27 protein-coding genes and 1 tRNA gene are annotated in these 25669 nt (G+C 63.3%); 12 read left to right on the top strand and 16 right to left on the bottom strand.

What is annotated here, in order from left to right:
- Window positions 1–68: 68 nt before the first annotated feature.
- The 3 genes from omp10 to NKI25_RS07565 form a co-directional block, all read right to left on the bottom strand.
- Window positions 69–443: an outer membrane lipoprotein Omp10 gene (gene omp10 / locus NKI25_RS07575; RefSeq protein WP_023720183.1), complete on the bottom strand. Its 375-nt coding sequence runs from the start codon at window positions 441–443 to the stop codon at window positions 69–71.
- A gap of 186 nt (window positions 444–629) precedes the next feature.
- Complete coding sequence (locus NKI25_RS07570) at window positions 630–2075, bottom strand: homospermidine synthase (RefSeq protein WP_352568136.1); 1446 nt, start codon at window positions 2073–2075, stop codon at window positions 630–632.
- Window positions 2076–2466: 391 nt separating this feature from the next.
- Window positions 2467–2973 carry a substrate-binding domain-containing protein gene (locus NKI25_RS07565; RefSeq protein WP_352568135.1) on the bottom strand — a complete coding sequence of 169 codons (507 nt, stop codon included), beginning with the start codon at window positions 2971–2973 and terminating at the stop codon, window positions 2467–2469.
- A gap of 158 nt (window positions 2974–3131) precedes the next feature.
- On the opposite strand from NKI25_RS07565, the gene NKI25_RS07560 reads away from it, so the two are divergent.
- Window positions 3132–3575, top strand: coding sequence for a DUF6640 family protein (locus NKI25_RS07560; protein ID WP_352568134.1), 444 nt, complete (start codon window positions 3132–3134; stop codon window positions 3573–3575).
- Window positions 3576–3673: 98 nt separating this feature from the next.
- On the opposite strand, the gene NKI25_RS07555 is transcribed toward NKI25_RS07560, so the two are convergent.
- From NKI25_RS07555 to NKI25_RS07530, 6 genes are all read right to left on the bottom strand, one after another.
- The gene (locus NKI25_RS07555) at window positions 3674–4612 is read right to left on the bottom strand and encodes a heme-dependent oxidative N-demethylase family protein (protein WP_352568133.1); all 939 of its coding nucleotides are present in this window, start codon (window positions 4610–4612) and stop codon (window positions 3674–3676) included.
- On the bottom strand, window positions 4609–4896 hold the full coding sequence (locus NKI25_RS07550; protein ID WP_352454072.1) for a YciI family protein: 288 nt from the start codon (window positions 4894–4896) through the stop codon (window positions 4609–4611). The genes NKI25_RS07555 and NKI25_RS07550 overlap by 4 nt, the downstream gene beginning before the upstream one ends.
- 17 nt (window positions 4897–4913) lie before the next feature.
- Complete coding sequence (locus tag NKI25_RS07545) at window positions 4914–5576, bottom strand: aminotransferase class IV family protein (protein WP_352620392.1); 663 nt, start codon at window positions 5574–5576, stop codon at window positions 4914–4916.
- The gene (locus tag NKI25_RS07540; RefSeq protein WP_352588086.1) at window positions 5525–6676 is read right to left on the bottom strand and encodes an aminodeoxychorismate synthase component I; all 1152 of its coding nucleotides are present in this window, start codon (window positions 6674–6676) and stop codon (window positions 5525–5527) included. Before NKI25_RS07540 ends, NKI25_RS07545 begins: the two co-directional genes overlap by 52 nt.
- Before the next feature lie 155 nt (window positions 6677–6831).
- Complete coding sequence (locus tag NKI25_RS07535) at window positions 6832–7620, bottom strand: helix-hairpin-helix domain-containing protein (RefSeq protein WP_352620394.1); 789 nt, start codon at window positions 7618–7620, stop codon at window positions 6832–6834.
- A 391-nt stretch (window positions 7621–8011) separates the two neighbouring features.
- Window positions 8012–9847: a M3 family oligoendopeptidase gene (locus NKI25_RS07530; protein ID WP_352641179.1), complete on the bottom strand. Its 1836-nt coding sequence runs from the start codon at window positions 9845–9847 to the stop codon at window positions 8012–8014.
- A gap of 152 nt (window positions 9848–9999) precedes the next feature.
- Here NKI25_RS07530 and NKI25_RS07525 point away from each other — a divergent pair, with 152 nt between their 5' ends.
- The 3 genes from NKI25_RS07525 (at window position 10000) to NKI25_RS07515 (ending at window position 13975) form a co-directional block, all read left to right on the top strand.
- Window positions 10000–11577, top strand: a complete 1578-nt coding sequence (locus NKI25_RS07525) for a sigma-54-dependent transcriptional regulator (RefSeq protein WP_352616227.1) — start codon at window positions 10000–10002, stop codon at window positions 11575–11577.
- A 359-nt stretch (window positions 11578–11936) separates the two neighbouring features.
- The gene (gene mepK, locus NKI25_RS07520; protein WP_352998302.1) at window positions 11937–13820 is read left to right on the top strand and encodes a peptidoglycan L,D-endopeptidase MepK; all 1884 of its coding nucleotides are present in this window, start codon (window positions 11937–11939) and stop codon (window positions 13818–13820) included.
- Window positions 13821–13901: 81 nt separating this feature from the next.
- A tRNA-Gln gene (locus tag NKI25_RS07515) sits at window positions 13902–13975 on the top strand.
- 53 nt (window positions 13976–14028) lie between these two features.
- On the opposite strand, the gene NKI25_RS07510 is transcribed toward NKI25_RS07515, so the two are convergent.
- Window positions 14029–14667 (bottom strand): 2-dehydro-3-deoxy-phosphogluconate aldolase, encoded by a 639-nt coding sequence (locus NKI25_RS07510; RefSeq protein WP_352998301.1) that lies wholly within the window; start codon window positions 14665–14667, stop codon window positions 14029–14031.
- Between NKI25_RS07510 and NKI25_RS07505 the strand changes: the two genes are divergently transcribed.
- Both NKI25_RS07505 and trhO read left to right on the top strand, forming a co-directional pair.
- Window positions 14657–14818, top strand: coding sequence for a hypothetical protein (locus tag NKI25_RS07505; protein ID WP_352588071.1), 162 nt, complete (start codon window positions 14657–14659; stop codon window positions 14816–14818). The genes NKI25_RS07510 and NKI25_RS07505 overlap by 11 nt on opposite strands.
- Window positions 14819–14836: 18 nt before the next feature.
- Window positions 14837–15757 carry an oxygen-dependent tRNA uridine(34) hydroxylase TrhO gene (trhO, locus tag NKI25_RS07500; RefSeq protein ID WP_502897341.1) on the top strand — a complete coding sequence of 307 codons (921 nt, stop codon included), beginning with the start codon at window positions 14837–14839 and terminating at the stop codon, window positions 15755–15757.
- A 22-nt stretch (window positions 15758–15779) separates the two neighbouring features.
- Here the strand turns inward: trhO and NKI25_RS07495 are convergent, their stop codons facing one another.
- The gene (locus tag NKI25_RS07495; protein WP_352682433.1) at window positions 15780–16139 is read right to left on the bottom strand and encodes a YybH family protein; all 360 of its coding nucleotides are present in this window, start codon (window positions 16137–16139) and stop codon (window positions 15780–15782) included.
- 255 nt (window positions 16140–16394) lie between these two features.
- On the opposite strand from NKI25_RS07495, the gene NKI25_RS07490 reads away from it, so the two are divergent.
- A complete protein-coding gene (locus NKI25_RS07490; protein WP_352682432.1) occupies window positions 16395–17141 on the top strand; it encodes a tellurite resistance TerB family protein in 747 nt (248 codons plus the stop codon).
- A gap of 223 nt (window positions 17142–17364) precedes the next feature.
- Window positions 17365–18120 (top strand): SDR family oxidoreductase, encoded by a 756-nt coding sequence (locus NKI25_RS07485; protein WP_023675411.1) that lies wholly within the window; start codon window positions 17365–17367, stop codon window positions 18118–18120.
- 23 nt (window positions 18121–18143) lie between these two features.
- Here the strand turns inward: NKI25_RS07485 and NKI25_RS07480 are convergent, their stop codons facing one another.
- Window positions 18144–18524: a YciI family protein gene (locus tag NKI25_RS07480; protein WP_352702855.1), complete on the bottom strand. Its 381-nt coding sequence runs from the start codon at window positions 18522–18524 to the stop codon at window positions 18144–18146.
- A 22-nt stretch (window positions 18525–18546) separates the two neighbouring features.
- Window positions 18547–19731 carry a pyridoxal phosphate-dependent aminotransferase gene (locus NKI25_RS07475; RefSeq protein WP_352488769.1) on the bottom strand — a complete coding sequence of 395 codons (1185 nt, stop codon included), beginning with the start codon at window positions 19729–19731 and terminating at the stop codon, window positions 18547–18549.
- Window positions 19732–19814: 83 nt separating this feature from the next.
- Here NKI25_RS07475 and NKI25_RS07470 point away from each other — a divergent pair, with 83 nt between their 5' ends.
- The 4 genes from NKI25_RS07470 to denD all read left to right on the top strand — a co-directional run bounded on the left by NKI25_RS07470 (window position 19815) and on the right by denD (window position 22847).
- Window positions 19815–20501: a GNAT family N-acetyltransferase gene (locus NKI25_RS07470; protein ID WP_352702853.1), complete on the top strand. Its 687-nt coding sequence runs from the start codon at window positions 19815–19817 to the stop codon at window positions 20499–20501.
- 114 nt (window positions 20502–20615) lie between these two features.
- A complete protein-coding gene (locus NKI25_RS07465) occupies window positions 20616–21599 on the top strand; it encodes a cation diffusion facilitator family transporter (RefSeq protein WP_352998300.1) in 984 nt (327 codons plus the stop codon).
- A gap of 62 nt (window positions 21600–21661) precedes the next feature.
- Window positions 21662–21868: a hypothetical protein gene (locus NKI25_RS07460; RefSeq protein WP_352448198.1), complete on the top strand. Its 207-nt coding sequence runs from the start codon at window positions 21662–21664 to the stop codon at window positions 21866–21868.
- 1 nt (window position 21869) lies between these two features.
- The gene (gene denD, locus NKI25_RS07455) at window positions 21870–22847 is read left to right on the top strand and encodes a D-erythronate dehydrogenase (protein ID WP_352702850.1); all 978 of its coding nucleotides are present in this window, start codon (window positions 21870–21872) and stop codon (window positions 22845–22847) included.
- A 25-nt stretch (window positions 22848–22872) separates the two neighbouring features.
- On the opposite strand, the gene NKI25_RS07450 is transcribed toward denD, so the two are convergent.
- From NKI25_RS07450 to NKI25_RS07440, 3 genes are all read right to left on the bottom strand, one after another.
- On the bottom strand, window positions 22873–24009 hold the full coding sequence (locus tag NKI25_RS07450; protein ID WP_502897340.1) for a nickel/cobalt transporter: 1137 nt from the start codon (window positions 24007–24009) through the stop codon (window positions 22873–22875).
- 5 nt (window positions 24010–24014) lie between these two features.
- Window positions 24015–24683, bottom strand: coding sequence for a DUF1007 family protein (locus tag NKI25_RS07445; RefSeq protein ID WP_352564924.1), 669 nt, complete (start codon window positions 24681–24683; stop codon window positions 24015–24017).
- Window positions 24684–24769: 86 nt separating this feature from the next.
- Window positions 24770–25669, bottom strand: coding sequence for a LysR family transcriptional regulator (locus tag NKI25_RS07440; RefSeq protein ID WP_352588045.1), 900 nt, complete (start codon window positions 25667–25669; stop codon window positions 24770–24772).

The following is a 25669-nucleotide window of genomic DNA, read 5'->3' as shown; positions in this document are numbered from 1 at the left end:
TTTGCCGGCGCAAGAAGACGGCGGCTTGAAGCCGCCGCCCTTGTGCAAAGTAAATTCGGAATCGGATTTCAGGTGCGCCTGGTCAGCACAAAATTCTGTCCGCTCGCGCTGGTGCAATTGAGCTGGCTGGTGGAGACCATCAAGCAGTTGAAGCTGATTGGCGTCTGGCGGATCAGCGAAGTGCCATGGATCTCGACCGAGGTGCCGCCGGTCATGGTGTAGCTGCCATCGGCAAGCTTCTGGCCGGTGTCGGTTGCGACGGTCGCGAAGCTGCCGCCCTTGAAGGTGGACAAGCCCGTGCCCTGCGCGTCGATCCAGGAGCCTTCAACCCCTTTGGCGGTGATCACCGGCGGCTCGCCTGGGCCGGTTGTCGTGCAGGCCGCCAACGCGACCGTAGCGGCCGCGGCAATGCCAGCCGAAAGCAGTCTTTGCGCAATCGTCATCTTCAAGATCCTCTCCTCTCGCATCGGCCCAAAATCGATCCGATTTTCGGAAAGCACGATGCGCACATTCAAAGTGCTAGAGCGTACTTTGTGCGTCCAAATGGACGCACGTCGCTCTAGGCCGCCCCTCTTCAATCGCCCGATTTCCGGGCGATTGCAAGCTGGCGGAGTGTCGAGGCAACGCTGCTATCGAACGAGGATGTTGCGGAATTGCCACGGGTCTTTGGTGTCGAGATCCTCGGGAAACAGACCAGGCCGATTGTCGAGCGGTGTCCAGTCGGTATAATAGCTCCTGACCGGCCCGAGATATGGGTTCTGCACGTCGAGGCAGCGCTTGTAATCCATCTCGTCGGCTTCGACGATGCCGGCCTCGGGATTTTCCAGCGCCCAGACCATGCCGGCCAGCACCGCCGACGTGACCTGCATGCCCGTAGCATTCTGATAGGGCGCCAGCTTGCGCGCCTCGGCCAGCGATAGCTGCGAGCCGTACCAGTAGGCGTTCTTGGCGTGGCCGTAGAGCAGCACGCCGAGTTCGTCGACGCCATCGACCAGTTCATTTTCGTCGAGCACGTGATGCACGGGCTGAGCCTTGCCGGCGACACCGAACATCTCGTGCAGCGACAGCACTGCGTCGTTGCAGGGATGATAGGCGTAATGGCAGGTCGGCCGGTATTGCACCTTGCCCTTCTTGCCGCGCAAGGTGAAAAAATCGGCGATCGAGATCGCTTCGTTGTGTGTCACCAGGAAACCGTATTGCGGGCCGGGCGTCGGACACCATGTGCGCACGCGTGTATTGGCGCCGGGCTGCTCCAGATAGATAGCGGCCTTCGAACCGTTCTTGTGGCTTTTGGCGTTCTTCGGCATCCACGCCTCATGCGTGCCCCAGCCGAGCTCGGCCGGCTGCAGCCCTTCCGAAATGAAGCCTTCGACCGACCAGGTGTTCCAGAACACGTTCATCGGCTTGGGCTTCTTGGTGCGCTGGGTGTCGCGCTCGGCGATATGGATGCCCTTGACGCCGGCCTTCTTCATCAGCCTGGCCCAGCCTTCGCGATCGTGCTGCGCGGGTTCCGAGAAGTCGAAGCCAAGATCTGTGGCGAGATTGACCAGTGCCTGCTTGACGAACCACGAGACCATGCCCGGATTGGCGCCGCAGCACGAGATCGCCGTGGTGCCGCCCGGGCTCTTCGCGATTTCAGTACGTACGGTCTCGCGCAGCGCATAGTTGGTGCGTGAGGCGTTGTCGGCCTTTTCGTCGAAATAAAAGCCGAGCCAGGGCTCGACCACCGTGTCGATATAGAGGACACCAAGCTTGCGGCAGAGCTTCATCAACTCGAGCGAGGAAGTGTCGACCGACAGGTTGACGCAAAAGCCCTGGCCGCCGCCATTGGTCAAAAGCGGTGTCAGCAGCTTCTTGTAGTTCTTTTTGGTCACTGCATCCTGCATGAAAGTGATGCCGCGCTCGTCAAGCAATTTGCGGTCGGCGTCGCGCGGGTCGATGACCGTCATGCGCGACTTGTCGAATTTGAAATGGCGCTCGATCAGCGGCAGCGTTCCCCGTCCGATCGAGCCGAAGCCGATCATCACGACAGGGCCGGTGATCTCACCGTAAACGGGCCAGTTTTCATTCGCCATTTATCGATTACTCCCTCAAAAAACGCTTCGGAACAGCGGCTTGGCCGCGGCGCGACAAACCATAGATCATTGTCACAATAAAGCGAAAAGCGGACGGCCGGCGTTACACCGCGCCATCCCGGCTACGGCTCGACCAGTCTTGCGAATTCAGGCTTGAAGAGGTCACGTGCCTCGGAGACCGGCAGGTCCAGCAGATCGTCGGCGCAGGCCTCGGCTCCGCCTCAGCTGCTATCGACAGTACCAGGATCGCGGCCATGAACGTGACCGGCCTGCCAAGATGCTGGATCATTGTTCCCCCAAGCCACAAGTTACAGTTGTCTTCCGCCGACAGTCACGGTCGGCTGTCAGGCCCTTATAGTCAAGTTGTGCCCCGTTCAGTGCCAGACGCTGCTCAGCGAAAAGACGCTGCCAGCGCCGCCCCAGATGCGGATGGCGCATCCGCGCGTTTCAGCGGATTTTTGCCCTCGGCGCGGCTGTGGAGGCTCGAACCACCAGTTCTACCGGCAGAACGACCTGGCGGGGGGGCTTCATTGTCAATAACCATTCGGGCGGCAAGCCTGCCTTTTCCGATCACGTCTTGCGCCACAGTGGTCATCGGAGGCGTGGTGCGTGCGGATTCAGCAGTCCCATCGAAGCCAACGACCGATACGTGGCCCGGCACGCCGATGCCGCGGCGAACCGCCTCGTCCAGTATTGTGATCGCCTGCCAATCCGACATGGTCAGGATCGCGGTTGCTTCAGGCGCCCTGTCGAACACCACTGCTCCGGCAGATGGCTCGCCTGGGATCGTCTCGAGGATCGGGACATCGTCGATCGACAAATTCGCCTCCGCCAAACCCTGTTTGAAACCGTCGAGCCTTTCATCGTCGAGCGGGAAGCCGGCCAGAAGCGGGCGCATTGCCTGTCCGGGCACGTGGACAATCGGTGGGCCGGGAGTCCGTCGCACCGAAAGGATGGCAGGGGATCGTCCATAATTATGCGCGGCTGGCCGATGGGCAGCTCTTCTGTGCCCAGGGTGCCATTCAAGTCGTTCCGGCGTGAGGGGAGGAAAATGCGATGGAACTCGCTTATGACAGTCATCTGCTTGCTCGAATTCTGCTAAGCGTCGCGACTGTGGGTTACGGTGTAGCGACGATCAAAGCCGACTTGAACGCCACACATGCAACCAATCCGTTGTGGACCCCACACGCCCGGTTTCATGTCGTCTGGCAGGTGCTGAGCTACACCGGAGTGGCGCTGATTGCGCTCGGACTTATCTGGATCAAGGGACAACTCGAAGCCGAGCGGCTCTATCTCGCCGGGGGATTGGCCGCGGCTATGTATGGAGCATTCTTCGCGGCCATGCTCTCGCGGCCGATCTATGGCGGCGTGCTGTATGACGAGAACGGCTATCTGCCGTTCCGGCCGCCGTTTGGACCGGCGGGCTGGCGGTGGGACGTCAACGTCACCGTCTTTACCGCGATGTCCGCGATCCTGCTGCTGGGCCTGGCTGCGATTTAGGGCAATTCCAGGAAAGGTGTGAAACGGTTTTCCGTCCGGGATTGCGCAGAAACAAAGAGATAGAGCGGTTCGGCGTTTCCGTGAGACGATGAACTGCTCTAGGACAGCGCCAGCGCCCTGAGCCACGCGACCAGCCGGTCACGGTCGGCGGTCATCCCCTTGTAGTCGAGTTGTGCCTCGTCCAGCGCCAGAAGTTGTTCGGCCAAGGACGCCGCGAGCGCCGCGCGGTCGGGGTGGCGTTCCAGCACGGCGAGCGGGTCGAGATGGATGCGGATGGTGAAGAGTACGTCGCCCGAAACGGGGAGCTTTCTCAGCGTCTGCCGCTCGACCCGGATAAAGACATGGGCGTCGATGTCGCCGTCCGGGAATCTCGACGGGCGACTGCTGGCGCGGTCGATACGTTCGAGGTTGGAGAGCGGATGGTAGAGCGCGTCGCCCGCCTGGATCGACCAGTTGTAGCGCTCGACGGCTTGGCCCTGGAGGCCGTCGAACATGCGGTTGATGAGATCGGCCGGGCGTGTGCCCGGGCCGAAACCCGGTACCGGCGCGTGGATCTGCTGCAGCGGCTTGCCGAATTTTTCGATCAGCGACCATGACGAGGGGAAGCAGAGCGAGCCGGCCGCCAGACGCCAGCCGCTGTCGTCGCGGCGCATCAGGATCAAATCCTCCTGCACAAGCAGCGAGGCCGCGACAAGCGGCGCATCGCTGAAAGAAGCTGCGGTGCCCGAGCCTTCGAGATCGTCGGTGCCGCCGATCGCCTCGATCGCATTGTCGGTACGCCTGTGGGTCTCAGGAAAGTTCGCCGCCAGATGCGCACCGAGCAGATCGAGCACTTCGCGCTGGGCGTCGCGCGTTGCTTGCTCCTCGACAAAAACCTTGTCGGGAATTTCCGCGTAAAGCCGGCGTTTCTCGGCAAGATAGGGCAGCAGATATTCGTCGACCTCGATCCAGCTATCGAGATTGAGCGGCTTCAGCCCGATGGTGAACAGTTTCGACGAGCCGTCATAGGGTGTGTGGGTCGGTGTGCGGAAACTCATGCTTCTTTGTAGGCTTCCAGTGCGGCGGCGGCCATTCTCGCCGTGAATTCGGTGATTTCGTAATCGGCGGCACCTGCCTTGGCGAAGGGATCGTCCGCCAGTCTGGCATCGAGTTCCTCGCGTGGACCGCGCGCGATGATGATGCCGCCGGTCCTTGGCCGCTTTGGCCCGGAGGCGACAAAGATACCTTGCGCATAGCAGGCCTTCAGCCACTCGACATGCGCTTGCTGCAGGCAGTCGATCTCGGTCAGCGGCACCTTGTAGTTCAGCGAAACCACGAACATTGTTGTCTCCAGATGCTTCAGCCCAGCCGCGCCGGGATCAATCCGCGCAGCGAGTTGCCGACGAACAGCGCCTTGGCCGATTGCAGTTCGTTCCACGTGTAGAGCGCTTCACCGGCGCGGCCTTGATCCAGCAGTTCGCCGCGCAGGACGCCAGGCAGCAGGCCGCAATCGAGCCGCGGCGTGGCCAGCACGCCGTCGCCGAAATCGGCAAAGACGTTGGTGATCGTGCCCTCGCAGATTTCGCCGCGCTCATTGGCGAGCAGCACCTCGTCGGCGCGGCTGGCGAGATATTCGGCGCGGGCGCGCGTATAGGGTTGTCGGCGGCTGGTCTTGTGACGCAGCAGCGTGTCGCTCGAATCAAGCCGCACCCGTGCCAGTTGAAGTGTCCAGACCTTGTCTGCGGCGAGCGGCTCGTAAGGCTGCGCCGAAACCGCGACTTCGCCCTTGCGCGACAGGACGAGGCGAGTGCGCAATGCGATGTGCTGGGGGCCGACCGCATTCATCAGTGCTTCGCCGACCCTTTGCGGATCGCAGGCGAAACCGAGTTCGCTTGCCGAGCCGTAGAGCCGCGCGAGATGGCGGTCGAAACGGAGGAAACCCGAGCCGGGTTCCCAGCGCATTGTTTCGATCAGTTCGAAATCGGCAGTGTTCCCGTCGCGAAACGGGCTTTCAGCAGACACTCCTGGTACTCCTCTTCGGCTGTCGAATCGAAGACGACGCCACCGCCGACATTGTAGACCGCCTCGCCATTGGCAAAGAGCGAGATGGTGCGGATCGCCACGGAAAAGCGCATCCGGCCGCCGGGCGCGATCCAGCCTATGGCGCCGCAATAGACATCGCGCGGGCCACTTTCCAGCTCGCGCAGGATCTCCATGGCGCGGATCTTCGGTGCGCCGGTAATCGAGCCGCAGGGGAACAGCGCGGCGAAAATCTGGCGGATGGCGAGGCCGGGCAAGAGTTTCGCCCGCACACGGCTCACCATCTGGTGGACGGTCGGGTAGCTCTCGATGCGGAAAAGCTCCGGCACATCGAGCGTGCCAACCTCGCTGATCAGTGAAATATCGTTGCGCAGGAGATCGACAATCATCCGGTTCTCGGCCTGGTTCTTCTCGTCGTTGCGCAAGAACGCTTTCAGGCGATCGTCCTCGGCTTTTGTTGCCCCGCGCGGCGCGGTGCCCTTCATGGGATGCGTCTCGATCATGCCTTCCGCGTCCACCTCGAAGAACAGTTCGGGCGAACGCGACAAGACGATCGGATCGCCGAGCGCGACCAGGGCCCCATACTTCACCGGCTGGCGTTCGGTCAGCGCGTTGAAGGCGACCAGCGGATCGCCCGACCATTGCGCATGGACCGGAAAGGTCAGATTGCCCTGGTAGCAGTCGCCCTTGCGGATGTGGTCATGCAGCCTGGCAAAGCGTTTGGCGTAGTCGTCCGAAGACCAGGCTGCCTTGGCGTCGAAGATTGGGCCGTTGCTAGCCGGCAGATCGCCTGGCGCGACCGTCTCCTCGACCGGCGCATCGAACACGCCGAGGCAGAAAAGCGGGGCGCGGCGGCCGGCCGGCAGCAGCGGAACGAGCTTGGGTTCGAGCAGGTAACCGGCCTCGTAGGAGAAATAACCGGCCAGCCATTTGCCGCCGTCATGTGCAGCCTGCGCGGCTTCCAGCGCCGGCAAAAAATCCGCCTCGCCATGCGCTGCGATTATCTCGGCCGGCCGGTCGAAAACGAGCTGCCGCGCGGTCTCGTCGTTCCTGAAAATTGCAAAGGGCAGGGGCAGGGACATAAGGCTCGGATGCTGCGGTCACCAGCGATCGATCTATATGGGGGCTCGACCGTGCGCAATCGAGGGAACGGCGTCTCAAGACGCAAAGGCGCGGCGGCAAAAACAAAAGCGGCGCCCGAGGGCGCCGCCTTGTTCCAGATGCCGCCTGCGATGGATCAGGTGTTGCTGGCTTCTCCCGCGGTCGGGAAGCGGCGCGCAAATTCCTTTTCGTCGCCGGCGGCAAGCAGTTTCGCCTGCTCGATCCAGCGTTCACGTTCGATGCGGCCGTCGAAATTCAACGTCGCCTCGATCCGCTTGACATCGTCGGGCGTCCAGGCGGCGATCTGGGCATAGGTCGTGACCCCAAGCCCTTTGAGCAGCCGCTCGTTGGTCGGGCCGATGCCGATCAGGCGACGCAGATCGTTGGCTTTGCCTGCCGCGGTGGCTGTTGCCTTGCCGGTCGCGGCTTTCTTTGCAGATGGCGCGGCCTTGCTTGCCGCTGGCGCGGTCGTCGGCGCGGCGCTCGCTTTCGATGCAGGCGGTTTCGGTGTTGCCGTTTTCGCGGCACTTGCGCGTGGCGCGGTCGCGGCCTTCGCCGTTGCAGATTTCTTCGGCGCCGGTTTGGCCGGTGCGGATGTCGACATCAGCGTTGACGGCGCCTGCATCGCCGCCTTGGTCGCGCCGGTCTTGGCGGCTGGCGCCTTGGCTGTTGCCGCCTTCGCGGTTGGCGCCTGGGTGGTTTTCGCCTCGCCCAGCCGGCGTTCGAGATCGGCGCGGGCGCGGCCGCATGCATCCAACTCACCGGTCAGACGGTCGCTATCGGCCCGCAATCTGTCGCGTTCGCTGCGCGTGCGGTCTAGCTCGCCGCGCAAACTGTCGAGTTCGCCACGCAGGCGTCCCCAAATGAACCAGCCAACCAACACACCTACCAGGAACGCCAGGAGCATGTAGAAAAAAGTGCCCATTGTCTTTCTCTCTCCAGTCCGATCCGTCCGCCCTGGCCTGTAGAGCCATGACCTCGGCGAAGGACCATTCGATGGTGGTTCCGCAATTTGCAGAACAGCCGGCTTCGATCGAGCCGTCGGCGACCGGTTTGCCCCTGGCCAACAGCCGTTGTCGCATCCGCCGACACGCCATGACAGGTCGGGATTTTCCGACCGGATCCATTCGTGCCCGGCTGAGCTTGAGGGCGGACGCTATCATACAGCTTACGGGAATCTAACGAAAAACTTCCATGGAAAGTTATTTAAGAACAAATAACCAAGACAAGAATAGAACCATCGCCAATATGCATTGCTGCTAAACTGTTCTGGAAAACCCGGTCATCCGGTGTTGCGCATCACCCAGTGTTGCGCATCAATTGTCCAGTGCTTCCAGCTCGTCGATCAGTCCGCTGATCACGCCAAGCCCAATCTGCCAGAAGGCAGGGTCGGCCGCGTCGAGGCCGAACGGCGCCAGAAGCTCGGAATGATGCTTGGTGCCGCCGGCGCGCAGCATGGCAAAATATTTCTCCTGAAAGCCGCGCTCGGCGTTCTGGTAGACCGCGTAGAGCGAGTTCACCAGGCAATCGCCGAATGCGTAGGCATAGACGTAGAAAGGCGAGTGGATGAAATGCGGAATATAGGTCCAGAAAACCTCGTACCCCTCGCGCAGCTTGATCGCCGGCCCGAGGCTTTCCGCCTGCACTTCCAACCAGAACTGGCCGAGCTTGTCGGAGGTCAGTTCGCCGCTCCTGCGCTCGGCATGCACCTTGCGCTCGAACTCGTAGAAGGCGATCTGGCGCACGACCGTGTTGATCATGTCCTCGACCTTCTGGGCGAGCATGGCCTTGCGTTCGCGCTTGTCGGTGGTCTGCTCGAGCAGCGAGCGGAAGGTCAGCATTTCGCCGAACACCGATGCGGTTTCGGCCAGCGTCAGCGGCGTCGATGCCATCAGGGCGCCCTGGCCGCCGGCCAGCACCTGGTGCACGCCGTGGCCGAGCTCGTGCGCCAGCGTCATCACGTCGCGCGGCTTGCCCATGTAGTTGAGCAGCACATAGGGATGCGCCGAAGGCACGGTCGGATGGGCAAAGGCGCCAGGCGACTTGCCAGGTCTCACCGGTGCATCGATCCAGCTGCGGTCGAAGAAAGTTCTGGCGATCTCCGCCATGTCGGGCGAAAAGCGCTGGTAGGCGGAAAGCACGGTGTTCTTGGCCTCGTCCCAGCCGATGACCGCCTGTGGGGTCTCGGGCAATGGCGCATTGCGGTCCCAGTGGTTCATCACCTCCATGCCAAGCCAGCGCGCCTTCATCGCGTAATAGCGATGCGACAGGCGCGGATAGGCGTCGCGAACCGCGGCGGCGAGTGCATCCACCACGCTGCGTTCGACGCGGTTGGCGAGATGGCGGGAATCGGCAATGTCCTCGAAGCCGCGCCAGCGGTCGGAAATCTCCTTGTCCTTGGCCAGCGTGTTGGTGACCAGCGTGAAGACGCGCAAATTCTTGCGGAAGGTCGTGGCCAGCGCCTCGGATGCCCGGCGGCGCACCTCGCCGTCGGCATCCTGAAGGCGATTGAGTGCCGGCTCCAGTGTCAACTCCTCGCCGTCGACGTCGAAGCGCAAATCGGTCATCGTCTCGTCGAACAGGCGGTTCCAGGCCCCGCGCCCGGTGATCGATTTTTCATGGAAGAGCTGCTCGATGCGGTCTTCGAGCTGATAGGGCTTGTCCTTGCGCAGATCGAGCACCCAGGGCCGGTAGTGGGCGAAGGCGGGATCGGCGGCGAGTGCGGTTTCGATCGCGCTATCGTCGATGAGATTCAGCTCGAGCGCGAAAAACAGCAGGTGCGCGCTGGCATCGGTCATCTTTTCCTGGATGTCGCCATAGAGCTTGGCGCGTTGCGGATCCGACGTGTTGCCGGCATAGACAAGCCCGGCATAGGAGACGATCCGGCCGATCAGCTCCTCCAGCGCTTCATAGGCCTGAAGCGCCTCGCCAAGCCTGCCGGCGCTGCCACGCCCGGCCTCGGCGGCGAGCGTGCCTTTCCAACGGCTCTCGAAGGCGATGGCATCGACGGCGGCCTTGGCGATGTCGCGCTTCAACTCGGGCGCTTCCATGCCCGAATAGAGATCGGCCAGATTCCATTCCGGCAGGTCGCCAAGCTCCGCCACGCCCTGACCGGGCGCCGCCGCCAGCTTTCGAGCAAAAACCATGCGCATTGCCGATCCTTCCAGACACAAAAATTCGAGGAAACGAGAAGCCGGTCAAATCCTAAGGAATTCATTCACCGGGTTTTTTGAAAGCTTATTTAGAACCCTGTGCCAAGATGATCCATAGGGCGCATTCTCGGGCGGGCACGGTCGGATCAGTCATGGCAGCTTCCATACTCATAGTCGATGACGATCCCGTGCAGCGCAGGCTGCTCGAGGCGGCGGTGACGAAATTCGGCCACACCGCGATCGTCGCCGATGGCGGCGAGGCCGGTCTCGATCTCGTCGACGGGCCCAATGCGCGCGACGTGTCGGTGGTCATCCTCGACCTGATGATGCCGGGCCTCGATGGCATCGGCGTGCTGAAGGCGATGCGCGAGCGCGGCATCCACATTCCCGTCATCGTGCAGACCGCGCAGGGCGGCATCGAAACCGTCGTTTCGGCAATGCGTCACGGCGCCTTCGATTTCGTCGTCAAGCCGGCCTCTCCCGACAGGCTGCAGGCGTCGATCGGCAACGCCCTCAAGGTCGAAGCGCTCGAAGGCGAAGTGAAGCGCTCGTCACGGCAGCGCGGCGGCCATCTGACGTTCAAGGACATGATCACCCACAGTCCGGCGATGGATCGGGTGATCCGGCTCGGCCGCAAGGCGGCGGCGTCCAACATTCCGATCCTGATCGAAGGTGAATCCGGCGTCGGCAAGGAACTGGTGGCGCGCGCCGTCCAGGGCAGCGGCGACCGCCGCTCGAAACCCTTCGTCACCGTCAATTGCGGCGCCATCCCAGACAATCTGGTCGAATCGATCCTGTTCGGGCACGAGAAGGGCTCGTTCACCGGCGCCACCGAAAAACATACCGGCAAGTTCGTCGAAGCGCACACCGGCACGCTGTTCCTTGACGAAATCGGCGACCTGCCGCTCGACGTGCAGGTCAAGCTGTTGCGCGCCGTACAGGACGGCGAGGTCGATCCGGTTGGCGGGCGCTCGGCCGTCAGGGTCGACATCAGGCTGATCTCGGCAACCCATCGCAACCTGCTGCAGCAGGTCAAGGACGGCAAGTTCCGCGAGGACCTGTTCTATCGGCTGAACGTCTATCCGATCTTCGTGCCGCCATTGCGCGACCGTCGCGACGACATCCCCTATCTGGTGGAGCACTTCATGGAGAAGGTGGCGCCCGCCGATCCGCGCCACCGCCTGCGAGGCATCTCGGCTGCGGCGCTTGCCATGCTGCAGGCCTATGACTGGCCGGGCAACATAAGGCAGCTCGAAAACGCCGTCTTCCGGGCCTCGGTGCTCGCCGACGGCGACATGCTGACCGAAGAAGAATTCCCGCAGATCCGGGCGCAAGTCGAGGGCACGGTCAATCTCGATTCGGGTATCGCCTTGCCAGCTCCAGGGTGGCCAGCTTCAGGGGGGCCAACTCCAGGGTGGCCAGCTTCCGGAGTGGCTTCGGGCAGCCAGCCGCGCGACAACATATCGGCCGCTGGCGGCATCGCAGCCGCCGACGCCGATGCACCAGCCAAGCCTCGTTTCGGCACGCTGCGGGCGCTCGACGAGCGCGGCAATGTGCGTGCGCTGGCCGACGTCGAACTCGAAATGATCAAGCTCGCCATCGATCACTATAACGGCCAGATGAGCGAAGTCGCCCGCCGCCTCGGCATCGGCCGGTCGACGCTCTACCGCAAGCTCAAGGAATACGGCATCGACCCGGAAACCGGCCGCGTCGAACGGCTCGCTTCCTGAGTCACAGGGCCAAGCCGGTTCTCATCCGGACATCATTCCACGCAACTGCGCCTCGAAATGATGTGTTCGCCACAGTGTTCACGTATTAAGGCGGACGGTAACAGATCGTGTTTCGAGCTGGCGCCAAAACATGATCTAAACCAGCGGTTTACCAAGATATCCTGCGCAATATTTTTGGCGGGATATCGCCACCGTGTTACCGCATTTCGGCTTCAATAAGCGATGATTAACCATTAGGATCGATATTCGGATGCACACACCACGCATCCGTTTGGTCAAATCCGGGGACAAAACGGCAGCCTGCAAGGCCTTTTGATTTGAACAGAATCGAACGACACGAAAACGGGCGGCATTATCACATGAGCGTCTGGCCGAGATGGCTGGCAGCGGTGATTGTTGCCGTCGGGTTCCTTGCAGCGGCGGCAACCGGCGCCAGCGCCGAGACACGTTCGCTGAAGCTCTATCATCTCCACACGCATGAAAAGGCGGAGATCGTCTACAAGCGTAATGGCCGCTACGACCAGGCGGGCTTGCGAAAGATCAACATCATCCTGCGCGACTGGCGCCGCAACGAGCCGACCAAGATGGATCCGCGCCTGCTGGACCTGGTCTGGGAAGCGTATCGGGAGAGCGGCGCCACCGATTACATCCAGGTCGTCTGCGGCTATCGTTCGCCGGCCACGAATTCGATGTTGCGCAGCCGCAGCAGGGGCGTCGCCGAAAAAAGCCAGCACATGCTCGGCAGGGCGATGGATTTCTATATTCCCGGCGTGCCGCTGAAGAAGCTGCGCGACGTCGGCCTCAGGATGCAGGGCGGCGGCGTCGGCTACTATCCCAGCTCCGGCTCGCCCTTCGTGCATATGGATGTCGGCAATGTACGCCACTGGCCCGGCATCAGCCGCCAGGAACTGGCGCGCGTGTTCCCCAACGGCAAGACGTTGCATGTGCCGAGCGACGGCAAGCCGCTGCCTGGCTATCAACAGGCGCTCGCCTCCTACAAAGCCCGCAAGGGCGCCGGCGCGCCGGCCATTGAACTCGCCAGCGCAAGCGGCGGTGCCAAAAAATCCCGTGGGTTCCTGGCAGCCCTCTTCGGCGGTGGCGACGACGAGGCGGACGACAGCGCCGACGTGGCGATGGCCGAGCCGGCGCCAAAGCCCCGTAACGTGAAGCCGGCGCCGTCCGCCAAGAGCAGCAACCTGCCTGGCATTGCCATCGTGGCGCCTCAGGATGCTAAGCGCGCCGAGATTCCGGAAGTCGCCGATGCTCCGGCGCCTGCGCCTGAACCGGAGAACGACACGCCGGAGACGATCATCGCGGCATTGCCTGCGCGCAGCATCCCGCTGCCGGATTTTGCTCCGCGTCCGAAGACCGACGTCGGCGCCCAGCCGCCTGAAAACGTTCCATTCGGCGTGGCGGATGCGGCTGGATCGACTGAACAGGCGGTGGCGACCGCGCAAGCGCCGGCAAGCGTGGCGCCGGCCGGTGTGGCACCGGCAAATGTTCCGTTCGGCATAGCAGACCCGTCTGCTGCGGCCGGCCCGGTGCAGGTCGCTGCAAACAACATTCCCGTGCCGAGCTGGCGGCCCGATCATTCGCTGCCGGCCGATCTTTCGCCGGCGGGTCTTGCGCCGCAGGACAAGCAAGTGTTGCTGGCGCTGGCGAGTGCGGCCGAGCGGAGCAACACCGCCACCGACGCATTCTCGGTATTGCCGTCGGCGCGGCCCGACAGTTCCCAGCCCGACGAGGTCAAGGCCGTTCTGGAACGGGTCAGCGCGACCGACGAATACAAGGTCGCGTCGCTTTCCGAGCAAGCATCGGTGTTCGAGGAACCGGCGAGCGACGACGGGGCATCGCGCGACGGGGCATCGCGCGACGGGGCATCGCCGCGCGAGGCCATCGTTGCCCGCCCGGCCGGCTCCGATCCGGCCGCCGTCATCGGTGCAGGCGTGAAGACCACACGCAAGGAACCCAGGGCCACCGCCCGCGACCTGAAGCCCGGCCCCAAGCCGGTGGTGGTCGCCGCCGCGCCGCAGGCCGCCCGGTGGGCGCTGCACAGCGGTGAGTATGTCGCAACCGTTTCAGATGCGACAACGGCGCCGCGCTACGCCTACGACTTCGTCCGTACGGCACCGAGCGAGGTCTATACGATAGGCTTCCAACCGGGCAACGAGATGGCCGACGCAAACCGGTTCACCGGCAAAGCCGTCAAGTTCATGTCGGTGGCCCGCTTCAAGACCGAGTAGGCCGCGCTGGGCACCTCGCGCGGCCTCCACCGCCGGCACTGGCTTCCTTCATCCAGGGATGCTAACCACTGGTCGGCATTCTCCCGCTTCGTCTAATGGTAGGACAGCGCCCTTTGAAGGCGTGAATCGTGGTTCGAGCCCATGAGCGGGAACCAGCCGGCGAACCAGATCGGCCAGATCGGCGGCGGTTTTCTTCATGCAGAAGGTGCTAGCGCCCGAGCTTGCTCGCAGCGCGCGCCAAGGCTTCGATCTCGTCCCATTTGCCGGCCTTGACCAGATCGTCCGGCGCCACCCAGGAACCGCCGACGCAGATGACGTTGGGCAGGCTGAGGTAGTCGGCGGCGTTCTTGCCGGTGATACCGCCGGTCGGGCAGAATTTCACGTCGGCAAGCGGCGCGGCGAAAGCCTTGAGCGAGGCAATGCCGCCCGACTGTTCGGCCGGGAAGAATTTCAGAAAGCGCAGGCCGGCTTCGCGGGCGGCCATGACCTCTCCCGGCGTAATGGCGCCGGGCAGCAACGGCACGTCGCTGTCCTTGGCTGCCGCGAGAAGCTCGCGGGTGATGCCGGGGCTGACGATGAACTTCGAACCGGCGGCCGCCGCCTCGCCGAACTGGCGGGCGTCCAGGATGGTGCCGGTGCCGACGACCGCGTCTTCGACCTCGCCTGCCACCCGGCGGATCGCCTCCAGCGCGTCGGCGGTGCGCAGCGTGATCTCGATCACCGGCAGGCCACCGCTGGCCAGCGCCCGGGCCAGCGGCACCGCGTCGGCGGGATTGGCGATCTTCAGCACCGGTATGACCGGCTGGCCGTTGAGGAGCGACAGGAGCTTTTCGGTCGTGCTGGGCATTCGTCGTCTCTCCTCTGTTGATCAAGTCGACCGGTTAGCAGAAGGCGGTTTTTCTGTCCACGAAACGCGGCGTGTCGCGATGTCACGCGTGGTGTTCGAAACCTTCCGCGATCAGACCGCTCCCGGCTCTGCCTTGATCCGGCTGTCGTGAGCGTTTAGTGGCTTGGTGATGACACTTCCCAGCCAAGCCTTCCGCGTTGCCGCGCTTTACCGCTTCGCCCGGCTCGACACCTTCGAGGCGCTGCGCGCGCCGCTCGCCGCCTTCTGCTGCGCACGCGGCATCAAAGGCACGCTGCTTTTGGCGCGTGAGGGCATTAACGGCACGGTCGCCGGCAGTGAAACGGCAATCGCGGCGCTCATCGATCATCTCGAATCCATCGACGGTCTCGCCGGCCTCGAGATCAAATACAGCAGCGCCGCAACGATGCCGTTCCATCGTATGAAGGTGCGGTTGAAGCGCGAGATCGTCACCATGGGCGTGGACAATATCGATCCGGCGGCAGGTGCAGGCACCTATGTAGCGTCGGCCGACTGGAATGCACTGATCTCGGATACGGGCACCATCGTCATCGACACGCGCAACGCCTACGAGGTGTCGCTCGGCACCTTCAAGGGCGCTGTCGATCCTACCACCAACAGCTTCCGCGAATTCCCGGCCTGGGTCGAGCAGCATCGGCATGAGCTCGAGGGGCGCAAGGTCGCCATGTTCTGCACCGGCGGCATACGCTGCGAGAAGGCGACGGCCTATGTGAAGTCGCTCGGCTTCGAGGATGTTTTCCACCTCAAGGGCGGCATTCTGAAGTATCTCGAAGACGTGCCCGCCGAACAGAGCCTCTGGCAAGGCGAATGCTTCGTTTTCGACGAGCGCGTTTCGGTATCGCACGGGCTGCTCGAAGGCGACGCCGAACTCTGCCGCGCCTGCCGGCATCCGCTGGCCGCAGAAGACCGGCTGTCGCCGGAATATGCCACCGGCATCTCATGCCCGCATTGCTTCGATGCCCGCTCGGACGAAGATCGCGCCCGCTACGCCGAGCGCCAGCACCAGGTCGAGCTGGCGCAAGCGCGCGGCGATCGCCATATCGGAAGTTAGCTTCACGTTAAGCAACTTCACGTCAAGCAACAGAGAAGCGATCGATGACCCACAGCCATGTCCCGTCGTTCTGCCGGCGCGCGACCTCGGTGGTGATGGTACCATCGGGAAGCCGGGTCGAGGTGAGCGCCAGGTCGCCATTGACGACAGCCGGGCGCTGATCTCCGGACTGAAATTTTCGGCCGGTTGCGGTGATCTCCGCGAACAGCCCCCGGATGGCTTCGCGGCCGAACGTCAGTTGTCCGCCACCGCTGTCGATGACTGCATGGGGCTCAAAAAGCGCGGCCATGCCGTCAATGTCTCCGACCCACTGCCGCGAAATCAGCAGGCGCTCCAGCTCCTGGGGATCGCGTGCCGGCTGGCGGTCTGTCTCATCGGTCATGCCAGGCTCCTCCCAAGCGACGTGCCGCGACATTACTCGAAGTCGAAGCTGGTTTCGACACGCGTTTTTTGGCGCGGATGGAGGCTGCAGCACTTTAATTTCCGCGTGAAATCCCAGCAGACCTCCATTCGAGCTCATGCGTGGCAGCGGGCAAAAGGATGCGCCGCGTCATTGTAATGTCAAACTGCGGGACCTAGGTCTTCGACGTGCAAACCTGCCCGCGCACCTTCGGCCGGGCCAATTCTGGAGGCATAGATGTTCGATCCCAAGAAGCTCCTCGACGATCTGCTCGGCTCGCAAATTCCCGGCACCGGATCGACCGTCCGCGACAAGGCCGGGCAGGCGGTGCAGATGGCCAAGGACAATCCGCTTGCCGCCGGTGCGCTGGCCGCGGTGCTGCTCGGAACCGGCCCAGGCCGCCAGGTCACCGGTGCGGCGGTGAAGCTTGGTGGGTTGGCTGCGATCGGCGGCCTCGCTTACAAGGCCTACCAGAACTACAAGAACGGCAACGTGCCGGCCAAGACGCAAGCTGCAGGCGAACCGGAATTGCTGCCGCCGCCGGCCGATACCGCGTTCCATCCGTCGCAAGCGCCGCAGGGCGAAGACGAATTCACGCTGACGCTGGTCAGGGCGATGATCTCGGCGGCGAAGGCCGACGGTCATGTCGATGACGAAGAGCGGCAGAAGATCGCCGGCAAGCTCAGCCTCGCCGGCGTCGGCGCCGAAGCGGAGAAATTCCTGATGTCGGAACTCGAGGCGCCGCTCGATCTGGATGTGCTGATCGCAGGGGCCAAGACCGATGCGCAAAAGCTGGAACTCTACACCGCCTCGCGTCTTGCCATCGATCCGGACACGCGGGCCGAACGCGGCTATCTCGACCTGCTTGCCGGCCGTCTCGGCCTGCCGGACGCCCTGGTCGATCATGTCGAGGCGACGGTGACGGCGGCGAAGGTGCCGGCAGCGGGCAGCACGGCCAAGCCGGTGAGCGGTTCGCGCTGGTAGCTTGAAAGTAGGGCGGCGGAAACCCGGTGCGCCGTTGGCGTTAGCTTCTCGTTAATCCGGTGGGCGCATGATTCAGGCAGTCGGATCGGCTTTCCTCCTCCCAAGCCCGGTTCGGATCAGGGGCGGTCGCCAATGACCGCCCTTTTTGTAGCACGCGCCGTTGCGCCGGCTTGCCATGGTTCCCGTCATTTGCGATGCCTCATCCCTTTCAGGGAGTACAGCCATGACCGACTCTAAAACCGCCATCGTCACCGGCGCCGGTACGGGCATCGGCAAAAGCGTCGCCACGGCGCTGCTCAAGGCCGGCTGGAACACGGTCTTCTGCGGTCGCCGCAAGCCGGTGCTGGAGGATGCGATCGCCGCGGCCGGGCCGACGCAGGCCAAGGCATTGGCCTTCGCCTGCGACATCAGCAAGGCCGATCAGGTCGACGATCTGTTCGAGACGGTGGCTGCGGCTTTCGGGCGCGTCGACCTGCTCTTCAACAATGCCGGCACGAGCTACAAATCGACGTTGATCGACGACATCCCGGTCGACGTGTGGAACGACATCGTCGGGGTCAATCTCACCGGCTCGTTCCTATGTGCTCGCGCCGCGTTCGGCGCCATGCGCAGGCAGCAGCCGATGGGCGGCCGCATCATCAACAACGGCTCGGTATCGGCCTATGCGCCGCGGCCGGGCTCGGTGCCCTATACGGCGACCAAGCACGCCATCACCGGGCTGACCAAGACGCTGGCGCTGGACGGCAGGCCCTTCGACATTGCTTGCGGCCAGATCGACATCGGCAACGCGCTGACCGACATGGCGCAGGCGATGACGGTCGGCGTGCCGCAAGCCAACGGCACCATTGCCGCCGAAGCGGTGATGGATGTCGAGCGCGTCGCCGATGCCGTCCTCCATATGGCCAGCCTGCCGCTCGACGCCAACGTGCTGTTCATGACCGTGATGGCGACGAAGATGCCATTTGTCGGGCGAGGCTAAATTGGTCTCAACCCGGTCCTAAATCAGGGCCGGGTGACCGGAAGCGGCACGCCGGGTAAATATAGCGAAATCGGGCGGATTTCGTAGACGGCGGTCGGATTGACGCGGCGAAGGTCGCGCGCAATGTCGATGGCGGCGTCACGGGTGGCGCAGTCGACGACATAGAGCCCCAGCAATTGTTCCTTGGTCTCGGCGAAGGGGCCGTCGATAACCATTCCGGTGCCTGGCCCGCGCAAGGTGCAGGCGTCTTGTGTCGCGCCGAGCCGGGCCGCCGGCCCAAGGGTGCCTTGCCGGTAGAGCCGATCGTTGATCTGGAGAAGATCGGTCATCAGCGCCGCATCCTGCTCAGGCGTCAGTGCCGTAATCGCTTCTTCCTCGTGATAGGCAAGAATGGCATAGAACATCTGGCTTCTCCTTTCGTCGTCCTCACTTCGCCAGGAACGCCTCGATCCGCTCCAGCGCGCGCAGGATGTTCTCCTCGGAATTGGCGTAGGACAGCCTGACATAGCCTTCGCCGAGAATGCCGAAATCGGGGCCGCCGATCAGCGCCACGCCGGCATCCTCGAGCAGAGCCGAGGCGAGCTTCTTGGCCTTCCAGCCGGTCTTGGAAACATTGGGGAAGGCATAGAAGGCGCCTTTCGGCGTAATGCAGGAAACGCCGGGCAAGGCATTCAACCCCTCGACCACGACCTTCCTGCGGCGGTCGAAGGCGCGCATCATCTTGTCGACATCGTCCTGCGGGCCGTCGATGGCGGCTATGCCGGCATACTGGCTCGGTGCGTTGACGCAGGACCAGCAATTGACCGCGAGCTTGCGCACCTTGTCGTAGAGATGCGCGCCCTTGTCGCCATTCGGCCAGATCGACCAGCCCATGCGCCAGCCGGTCATCGCCCAGGTCTTCGACCAGCCGTTGAGCACGATCAGCCGGTCGCGGATTTCAGGGAAGGCGAGCAGCGAGCAGTGCGTCTCGCCGTCATAGGTCATCACGTCGTAGATCTCGTCGGAGAGGATGGCGACGTCCGGGTGCGCTTGCAGCCCCCTGACCAGCTTTTCGATCTCGGCGCGAGGCGTGACGCCGCCGGTCGGATTGGCGGGCGAGTTGAGGATCAGCAGCCTGGTCTTCGGGGTGATCAGCGCCAAGGTCTCCGCAGCCGAAAAGGCAAAGCCGTTCTCCTCGCGCATCGGCACCGGGATGGGGGCAGCACCGGTGAACTCGATCATCGAGCGGTAGATCGGAAAGCCGGGATCGGGATAGAGGATTTCGGCACCCGGCTCGCCGAACATCAGGATGGCCGCGAACATGGTCGGCTTGCCGCCGGGCAGGATCATCACCGCTTCCGGCGAGACTTCGACGCCGGTGGTGGCCAGCGTGCGGCGGACCACCGCTTCGCGCGTCGCCAGCAGGCCGTTGGCCGGCGTATAGCCGTGATGGCCGTCGCGCAGCGCCTTGATCGCGGCCTCGACGATGTGCTGCGGCGTCTTGAAGTCGGGCTGGCCGATGCCGAGATTGACAATGTCGCGGCCCTGGTGGGCAAGTGCCGTGGCACGCGCCAGCACCGCGAACGCATTTTCCTCGCCGAGGCGGTCGAAGGCCGAAATCGTGTGGAGCATTTTTCCCGTCCGTGTGGTTCTTTCAGCGAGCGTGCGTTTTTGTGAGCGTCCGCCCGCAAAAGTCAAACGGATTGGAGTTTTCGGTGTCGGAAAATCTCAAGAATTGGCAACCGCGCCCGCGGCCCGAACGCAAGGTGCTGGAGGGGCGCACTGTCAGGCTGGAGCCGCTCAACGCCGAAAAGCACGGCGACGGCCTGTTTGAGGCCTCGTCGGTGGCCGATGTCGACGGCCGCTTCGCCTGGCTGCCAGACTACCCGCCGGAGAGCCGTGCCGCCTTCCAGCCATGGCTGGACAAGGCGGAAGCCAGCGAAGACCCCCTGTTTTTTACCGTCATCGACAAGGCCAGCGGCAAGGTCGCCGGGCGGCAGACGCTGATGCGTATCGACGCCGCCTACGGCGTCATCGAGATCGGCAACATCTATTGGGGCCCGCTGATCTCGCGTAAGCCGGCGGCGACGGAAGCGCAGTTCCTGTTCATGAAGTATGTCTTCGACGAGCTTGGCTACCGCCGCTACGAATGGAAATGCAACAATCGAAACGAGCCGTCGAAGCGCGCGGCGGAACGTTTCGGCTTCACGTTCGAGGGCATTTTCCGTCAGCATCTTGTGGTCAAGGGCGAAAACCGCGATACCGCGTGGTATTCGATCATCGACAAGGAATGGCCTGATCTGCGCAGAGCCTATGAGGCGTGGCTCGATCCGGCTAATTTCGACAGCGATGGCCAGCAGAGGCGGCGGCTCGAGGATTTTCGCGCCGAGTTCGGCGCCTGACCATGCTCCCGAAAAGTGGAATCCGGTTTTCGGAAAAGATCATGGTCAAATAAAAAGATAGAGCCTCCATCCCGATTCTGCCGGGATGGACCAGGCTCTAGCAGGAGCTCATAGATGGCGCATTCCCACGACCACGCTTCGCAGGGCCACGACCACAGCCATGGCGCAGGTCATGTGCATGGCTCGACCGACAAGAAGCGCGTGCTGATCGCTGCCTGCCTGACCGCCGGCTTCATGGTCGCGGAGACGCTAGGCGCCATCTTCACCGGTTCACTGGCCCTGCTGGCGGATGCCGGCCATATGCTTGCCGATTGCGTCGCGCTCGGCCTTGCCTGGTATGCCTTTCACCTTGCGAGCCGGCCGGCGACCGTGCGCCTCACCTACGGCTTCGGCCGGGTCAAGACGCTGGTCGCCTACACCAACGGCATCGCCATCTTCGCCATCGCGCTGTGGATCGTCTACGAGGCTTGGGGCCGCTTGCAAGCGCCGGCTCCGGTGCTCGGCGGGCCGATGCTGGTCGTCGCGATCGCCGGCCTGCTGGTCAATCTCGGCTCGTTCTACGTGCTGCATGGCGGCGACCGCGGCAGCCTGAACATGCGCGGCGCCATCCTGCACGTGCTCGGCGACCTGCTCGGCTCGGCCGCGGCGATCGTCGCGGCGCTGGTGATCCTGGCGACGGGCTGGACGCCCATCGATCCGATCCTGTCGATGCTGGTCTCGCTGCTGATCCTGTCCACGGCCTGGTCGCTGATGCGCGAGGCAGCTCACGTCCTGCTCGAGGGCGTGCCGGCAAGCCTCGACCGCGACCTGATCGCGAGGGACATCGAAGGCTCGGTCAAGGGCGTGCGCGAGGTGCATCACATGCATGTCTGGTCGCTCGACGGCTCCAGCAACATGGCGACGTTGCATGCCTGCCTCAATGACGGCGTCGACGCGCATATGGCGGTAAGCGCGATCAAGAAGCGGCTTGCGGCGGAACATGGCATAGCCCATGCCACGGTCGAACCGGAATTCGGCCGATGTGCCGACAGCCATGAGCATGATGACGAGCACGAGCATGCGCATGATACGCCACCGCACCGCGGCCATTATCATTGACTTCGGGAGTTCCTGGCATTGGCAACGATCGACATGAACTCTCGCCACCCTGGCGCCGCGTGATGGACCGCGACACCCGCAATGCGGCGATCGGCGCCGCCTGGGTTTTGCTGCTGTTCGGCATCGCAGCCTATTATCTTCCAACCGTGATGCTGGCGGTCGGCAAGGTCTCGACGGTTCTTGCCGGCGTCGTCGCGGCGATCTTCATGGTAGCAATCTTCGTCGTGTTCTGGCTGCGTAGCCGCAGCCAGCGCAAAAAGGGAAAGTGACATGCGCATTCTGATTACCGGCGCGGCAGGCATGGTCGGCCGCAAACTCATCGCCAGGTTGGCCAAGGACGGGACGCTCGGCGGCCGCAAGATCGCCGCGCTCGATCTTCACGATATCGTGCCGCCGCAAGCGCCGGTGCTCGAAGGTGTCAGCATTACCCTCCACACCGGCGACCTTGCCGCACCGGGAGCGACCGCAAATCTGGTCGCGCCGCGCCCCGACGTGATCTTCCATCTCGCCGGCGTGGTGTCGGGTGAGGCGGAGGCCAATTTCGATCTCGGCTATCGCGTCAATCTCGACGGCACAAGGGCGCTGTTCGATGCCATCCGCTTGGCCGCCTATACGCCACGCGTCGTCTTCACCTCGTCGATCGCCGTGTTCGGCGCACCGTTTCCCGACATCATTCCGGACGAGTTCCACCCGACGCCGCTGACCTCCTACGGCACACAGAAGCTGATCGGCGAGGCGCTGCTTGCCGACTATACGCGCCGCGGTTTCTTCGACGGCATCGGCATCAGGCTGCCGACCATCTGCGTCAGGCCGGGAAAGCCGAACAAGGCGGCCTCAGGGTTCTTCTCCGGTATCATCCGCGAGCCGCTGAGCGGCCATGAAGCGATCCTGCCGGTGCCGCGCTCGGTCGTCCACACACACGCCAGCCCGCGTTCGGCGGTGAATTTCCTGATCCATGCGGCTCAGATCGACGGCGCCGCCGTCGGACCGCGCCGCAACCTGACGATGCCGGGTGTTGCCGTCACTGTCGGCGAGCAGATCGAGGCGCTGGAACGTGTCGCCGGCGCCAAGGCGGCCAAACTGATCCGCGAGGAGCCCGACGAGACGATCTGGGCGATCGTCAAGGGCTGGCCGACACGCTTCGAGGCGCGGCGCTCGAGGGAGCTTGGCTTTGCCGCCGAAACGAGCTTCGACGAGATCATCCGCGTCCATATCGAGGACGAGTTGGGGGGCAATATCCCTAGTTAAAGCGCCCCGATCGGACGCAACGAGGTCAGGCGCCAGTCAGGCTGGCCGAGAGCAGCAGCAGGCCGAACAGGAAGACGAAGGCGGCGCCGCCGATCTCGACGATCGAATGGATGCGGTTGCCCATGCGGCCATCGCCGGCGAAATACACCGCCCAGTTCTTCGCGGTCACCGCAAGCGTCGCCAGGGCCGAGACGGTGATTGCGGTGCCGAGCGCCATGGCCAGCACCGAAAGGATGCCGCCGAACCACAGCCCATTCAGCAAGGCGAAGCTCAGCACGATCAGCGCGCCTGAACAGGGGCGGATACCGACGGCAGCCACCGCCGACCAGGCCGTGCGCCAATCGAAGCGATCACCGGAAAGCAGCGCCGGGTCGGGCGCATGCGAGTGTCCGCAGGTGTCGCAGACCTCGCCCGCCGCGTGGCTGTGGTGATCGTGCGCAGCATGGGCGTGGTCGTGGGCGCCGTGATCGTGATGGTCATGCGCATGATCGTGGTGGTCATGCGCATCAAGCGCGTGGGAATGTGCCGCATGGGCATGTGAATGGCCGGCATGTGAATGGCCGGCATGGGCAGCCGAGAGGCTGTAGCCCGGATTTGCGCCGAACAGGCGAAGGATGGCCGGGCCGGCCTTGCGCCACAGCAGCCAGGCGCCGAACAGAGTGACGAAGACATAGCTCATGATTTCGAGGAACCATGCGGCGTCTGTCATCGAGACAGCAGTGCCGCGCAGCAAGAAATAGGCGACCAGCATCACCATGATCGCGGTCAGCGCCTGCAGCAGGGCCGAGACGAAGGACAGCATGATGCCGCGCCGGAGCGCCACTTCATTGGCCACCATGTAGGAAGAGATCACCGCCTTGCCGTGACCGGGGCCGGCGGCGTGGAAAATGCCATAGGCAAAGGACAGGCCGATGAGCAGCCACAACTTGCTGCCGTCCTGGCGCATCGCCTTCATCGCGCCGGCAAGCGCATGATAGAATTCCTGCTGGCGCAGATTGATCCACATCAGGATGTGGGCGAACGGGCCGGTGGCGGTTGGAGCCATGCCGTCATTGGTGCCGATGCCGAGTGAACTCTGGGCGTGGGCGGTGCCGAGAAAGTGCGTCATCACAAAGGCGACGGCCAGAAGACCGAATGCCAAACGCAGGGACGGTTTGGTCACTGGATCTATCCTTCCGGCTGACAGGTCAGTTCAAGCTTGGTGGCAAAGATCTTGCTCATGTCGGTGCCTGTCGGATCGTTGAAGAAGGCCTCGGTCAGGGTCTTCTGGTTCTGGGCGATCGCCTCGTCCGGGTTCGGGCGGACAACCTTGCTGGTGCAGGTCGGCGGCAACCCATCGACCTGCAGATTGGCATCCTCGGTGAAATCGATCGCGGTGTAGAAGGTCGGGTCGTAGACGCCGATATCTATCTTGCCGCTCAGTTTGATCGGCACCTTCGGTTCAGATTCAAACAGGATGATCAACTGGTCATTGTCGAAATTGGCCATCAAATGAGGCGGCGGGGTCATTGCCACGTCCTTGCCGTCGACGGTGACGAGCTGGAAATAGTTGAACTCGGCAAGCGAGGCATGGACGGTGTCGGCGACATCCTTCAGCTCTTTGTCGTCGAGTTTCAGGTCGGAATTCTTGTCGAACTCCATCATCACCGTGCTCGAAAACAAATCATCGAAGCGCCAGACATGGCGCAATGCCTTCACAGTTTGGTGATCCGGGCCGAGGACCACTTCGAGGCGGGCTTCAGCGAAGACGTGGGGATGCACCTCAGCCGGTCCGACGGCGGCAAACGTCGCGGTCAAGGCCGAAGCCAGCATCATTGCTTGCCGTTTCAGGTGCATTCTCGGTCGCGATTCAATCGGCTTCGGTGAATTGCCGACAGTTACCAGAAAGCGGGCGAAAATGGGACCGCAACGCGGCTGAAAGCTCATGCGTTGTCCAGCGTCTTGAACCACTGCACCAGGAAGTCGACGAAAACGCGAACTTTTGCAGGCAGATAGCGCCGGTGCGGATAGACAGCAAAAATGCCGCCGCCGGGCAGAATGCGGTCATCCAGCGCAGTCACCAGCTTGCCGCTTTCGATGTCGGGCGCGGCGATAAAATCCGGCAGGATGGAAAACCCCAGTCCAGCCACGGCGGCCGCCCTCGCCGCCATCGGGCTGTTGACCTCGATCGGGCCGGAGACCGAAACACTCACCGTATCGGCACCGTCGCCCTTGAACGGCCAGTTGGTGAGCCAGCGGCCATTGGTGTCGATGATGCAAGGCACGCGGGCAAGGTCTTGCGCCCTGACCGGCATGCCGTGCTTGGCGATCAGTTCGGGAGACGCGCAAAGCCGTACCGAAAACGGCGCCAGGCGCCTGGCGATCAGTGAGGAATTTTCCAGCCGCGAAATGCGCACTGCCAGATCGAAACCCTCTTCGACCAGATCGACGAAGCGGTCGTCGAGATGAATGTCGAGCACGATGTCGGGATGCTGCTTGGCGAAGTCGATCAGCGATTGGCCGATCGGCGCGTCGGCAAAGGTGCGCGGCGCCGACAGCTTGATCCTGCCGCGGACGTCGCCGGAGGATTCGCGCACCGCATCGGCAAGGCTGTCGACCTCGCGCACGATCTCCGAGGCGCGCCGGTAATAGGTGTGGCCGGCTTCGGTCATCGAGAACTGCCTGGTGGTGCGGTTGAGCAGTAGCGCGCCGAGCTCGTCCTCCAGCTCGCGCACATATTTCGACAGCAGCGCCTTCGAGCGGCCGATCTTGCGTGCCGCCGCCGAAAAGCCTTCGGCCTCGACGACATCGATGAAGGCGCGCATGCGGGTCAGCGTATCCAT

This window comes from Mesorhizobium sp. M0808 (assembly GCF_040320025.1).
GTDB lineage: Bacteria > Pseudomonadota > Alphaproteobacteria > Rhizobiales > Rhizobiaceae > Mesorhizobium.
This window is presented reverse-complemented; position numbering and strand designations above follow the sequence as displayed.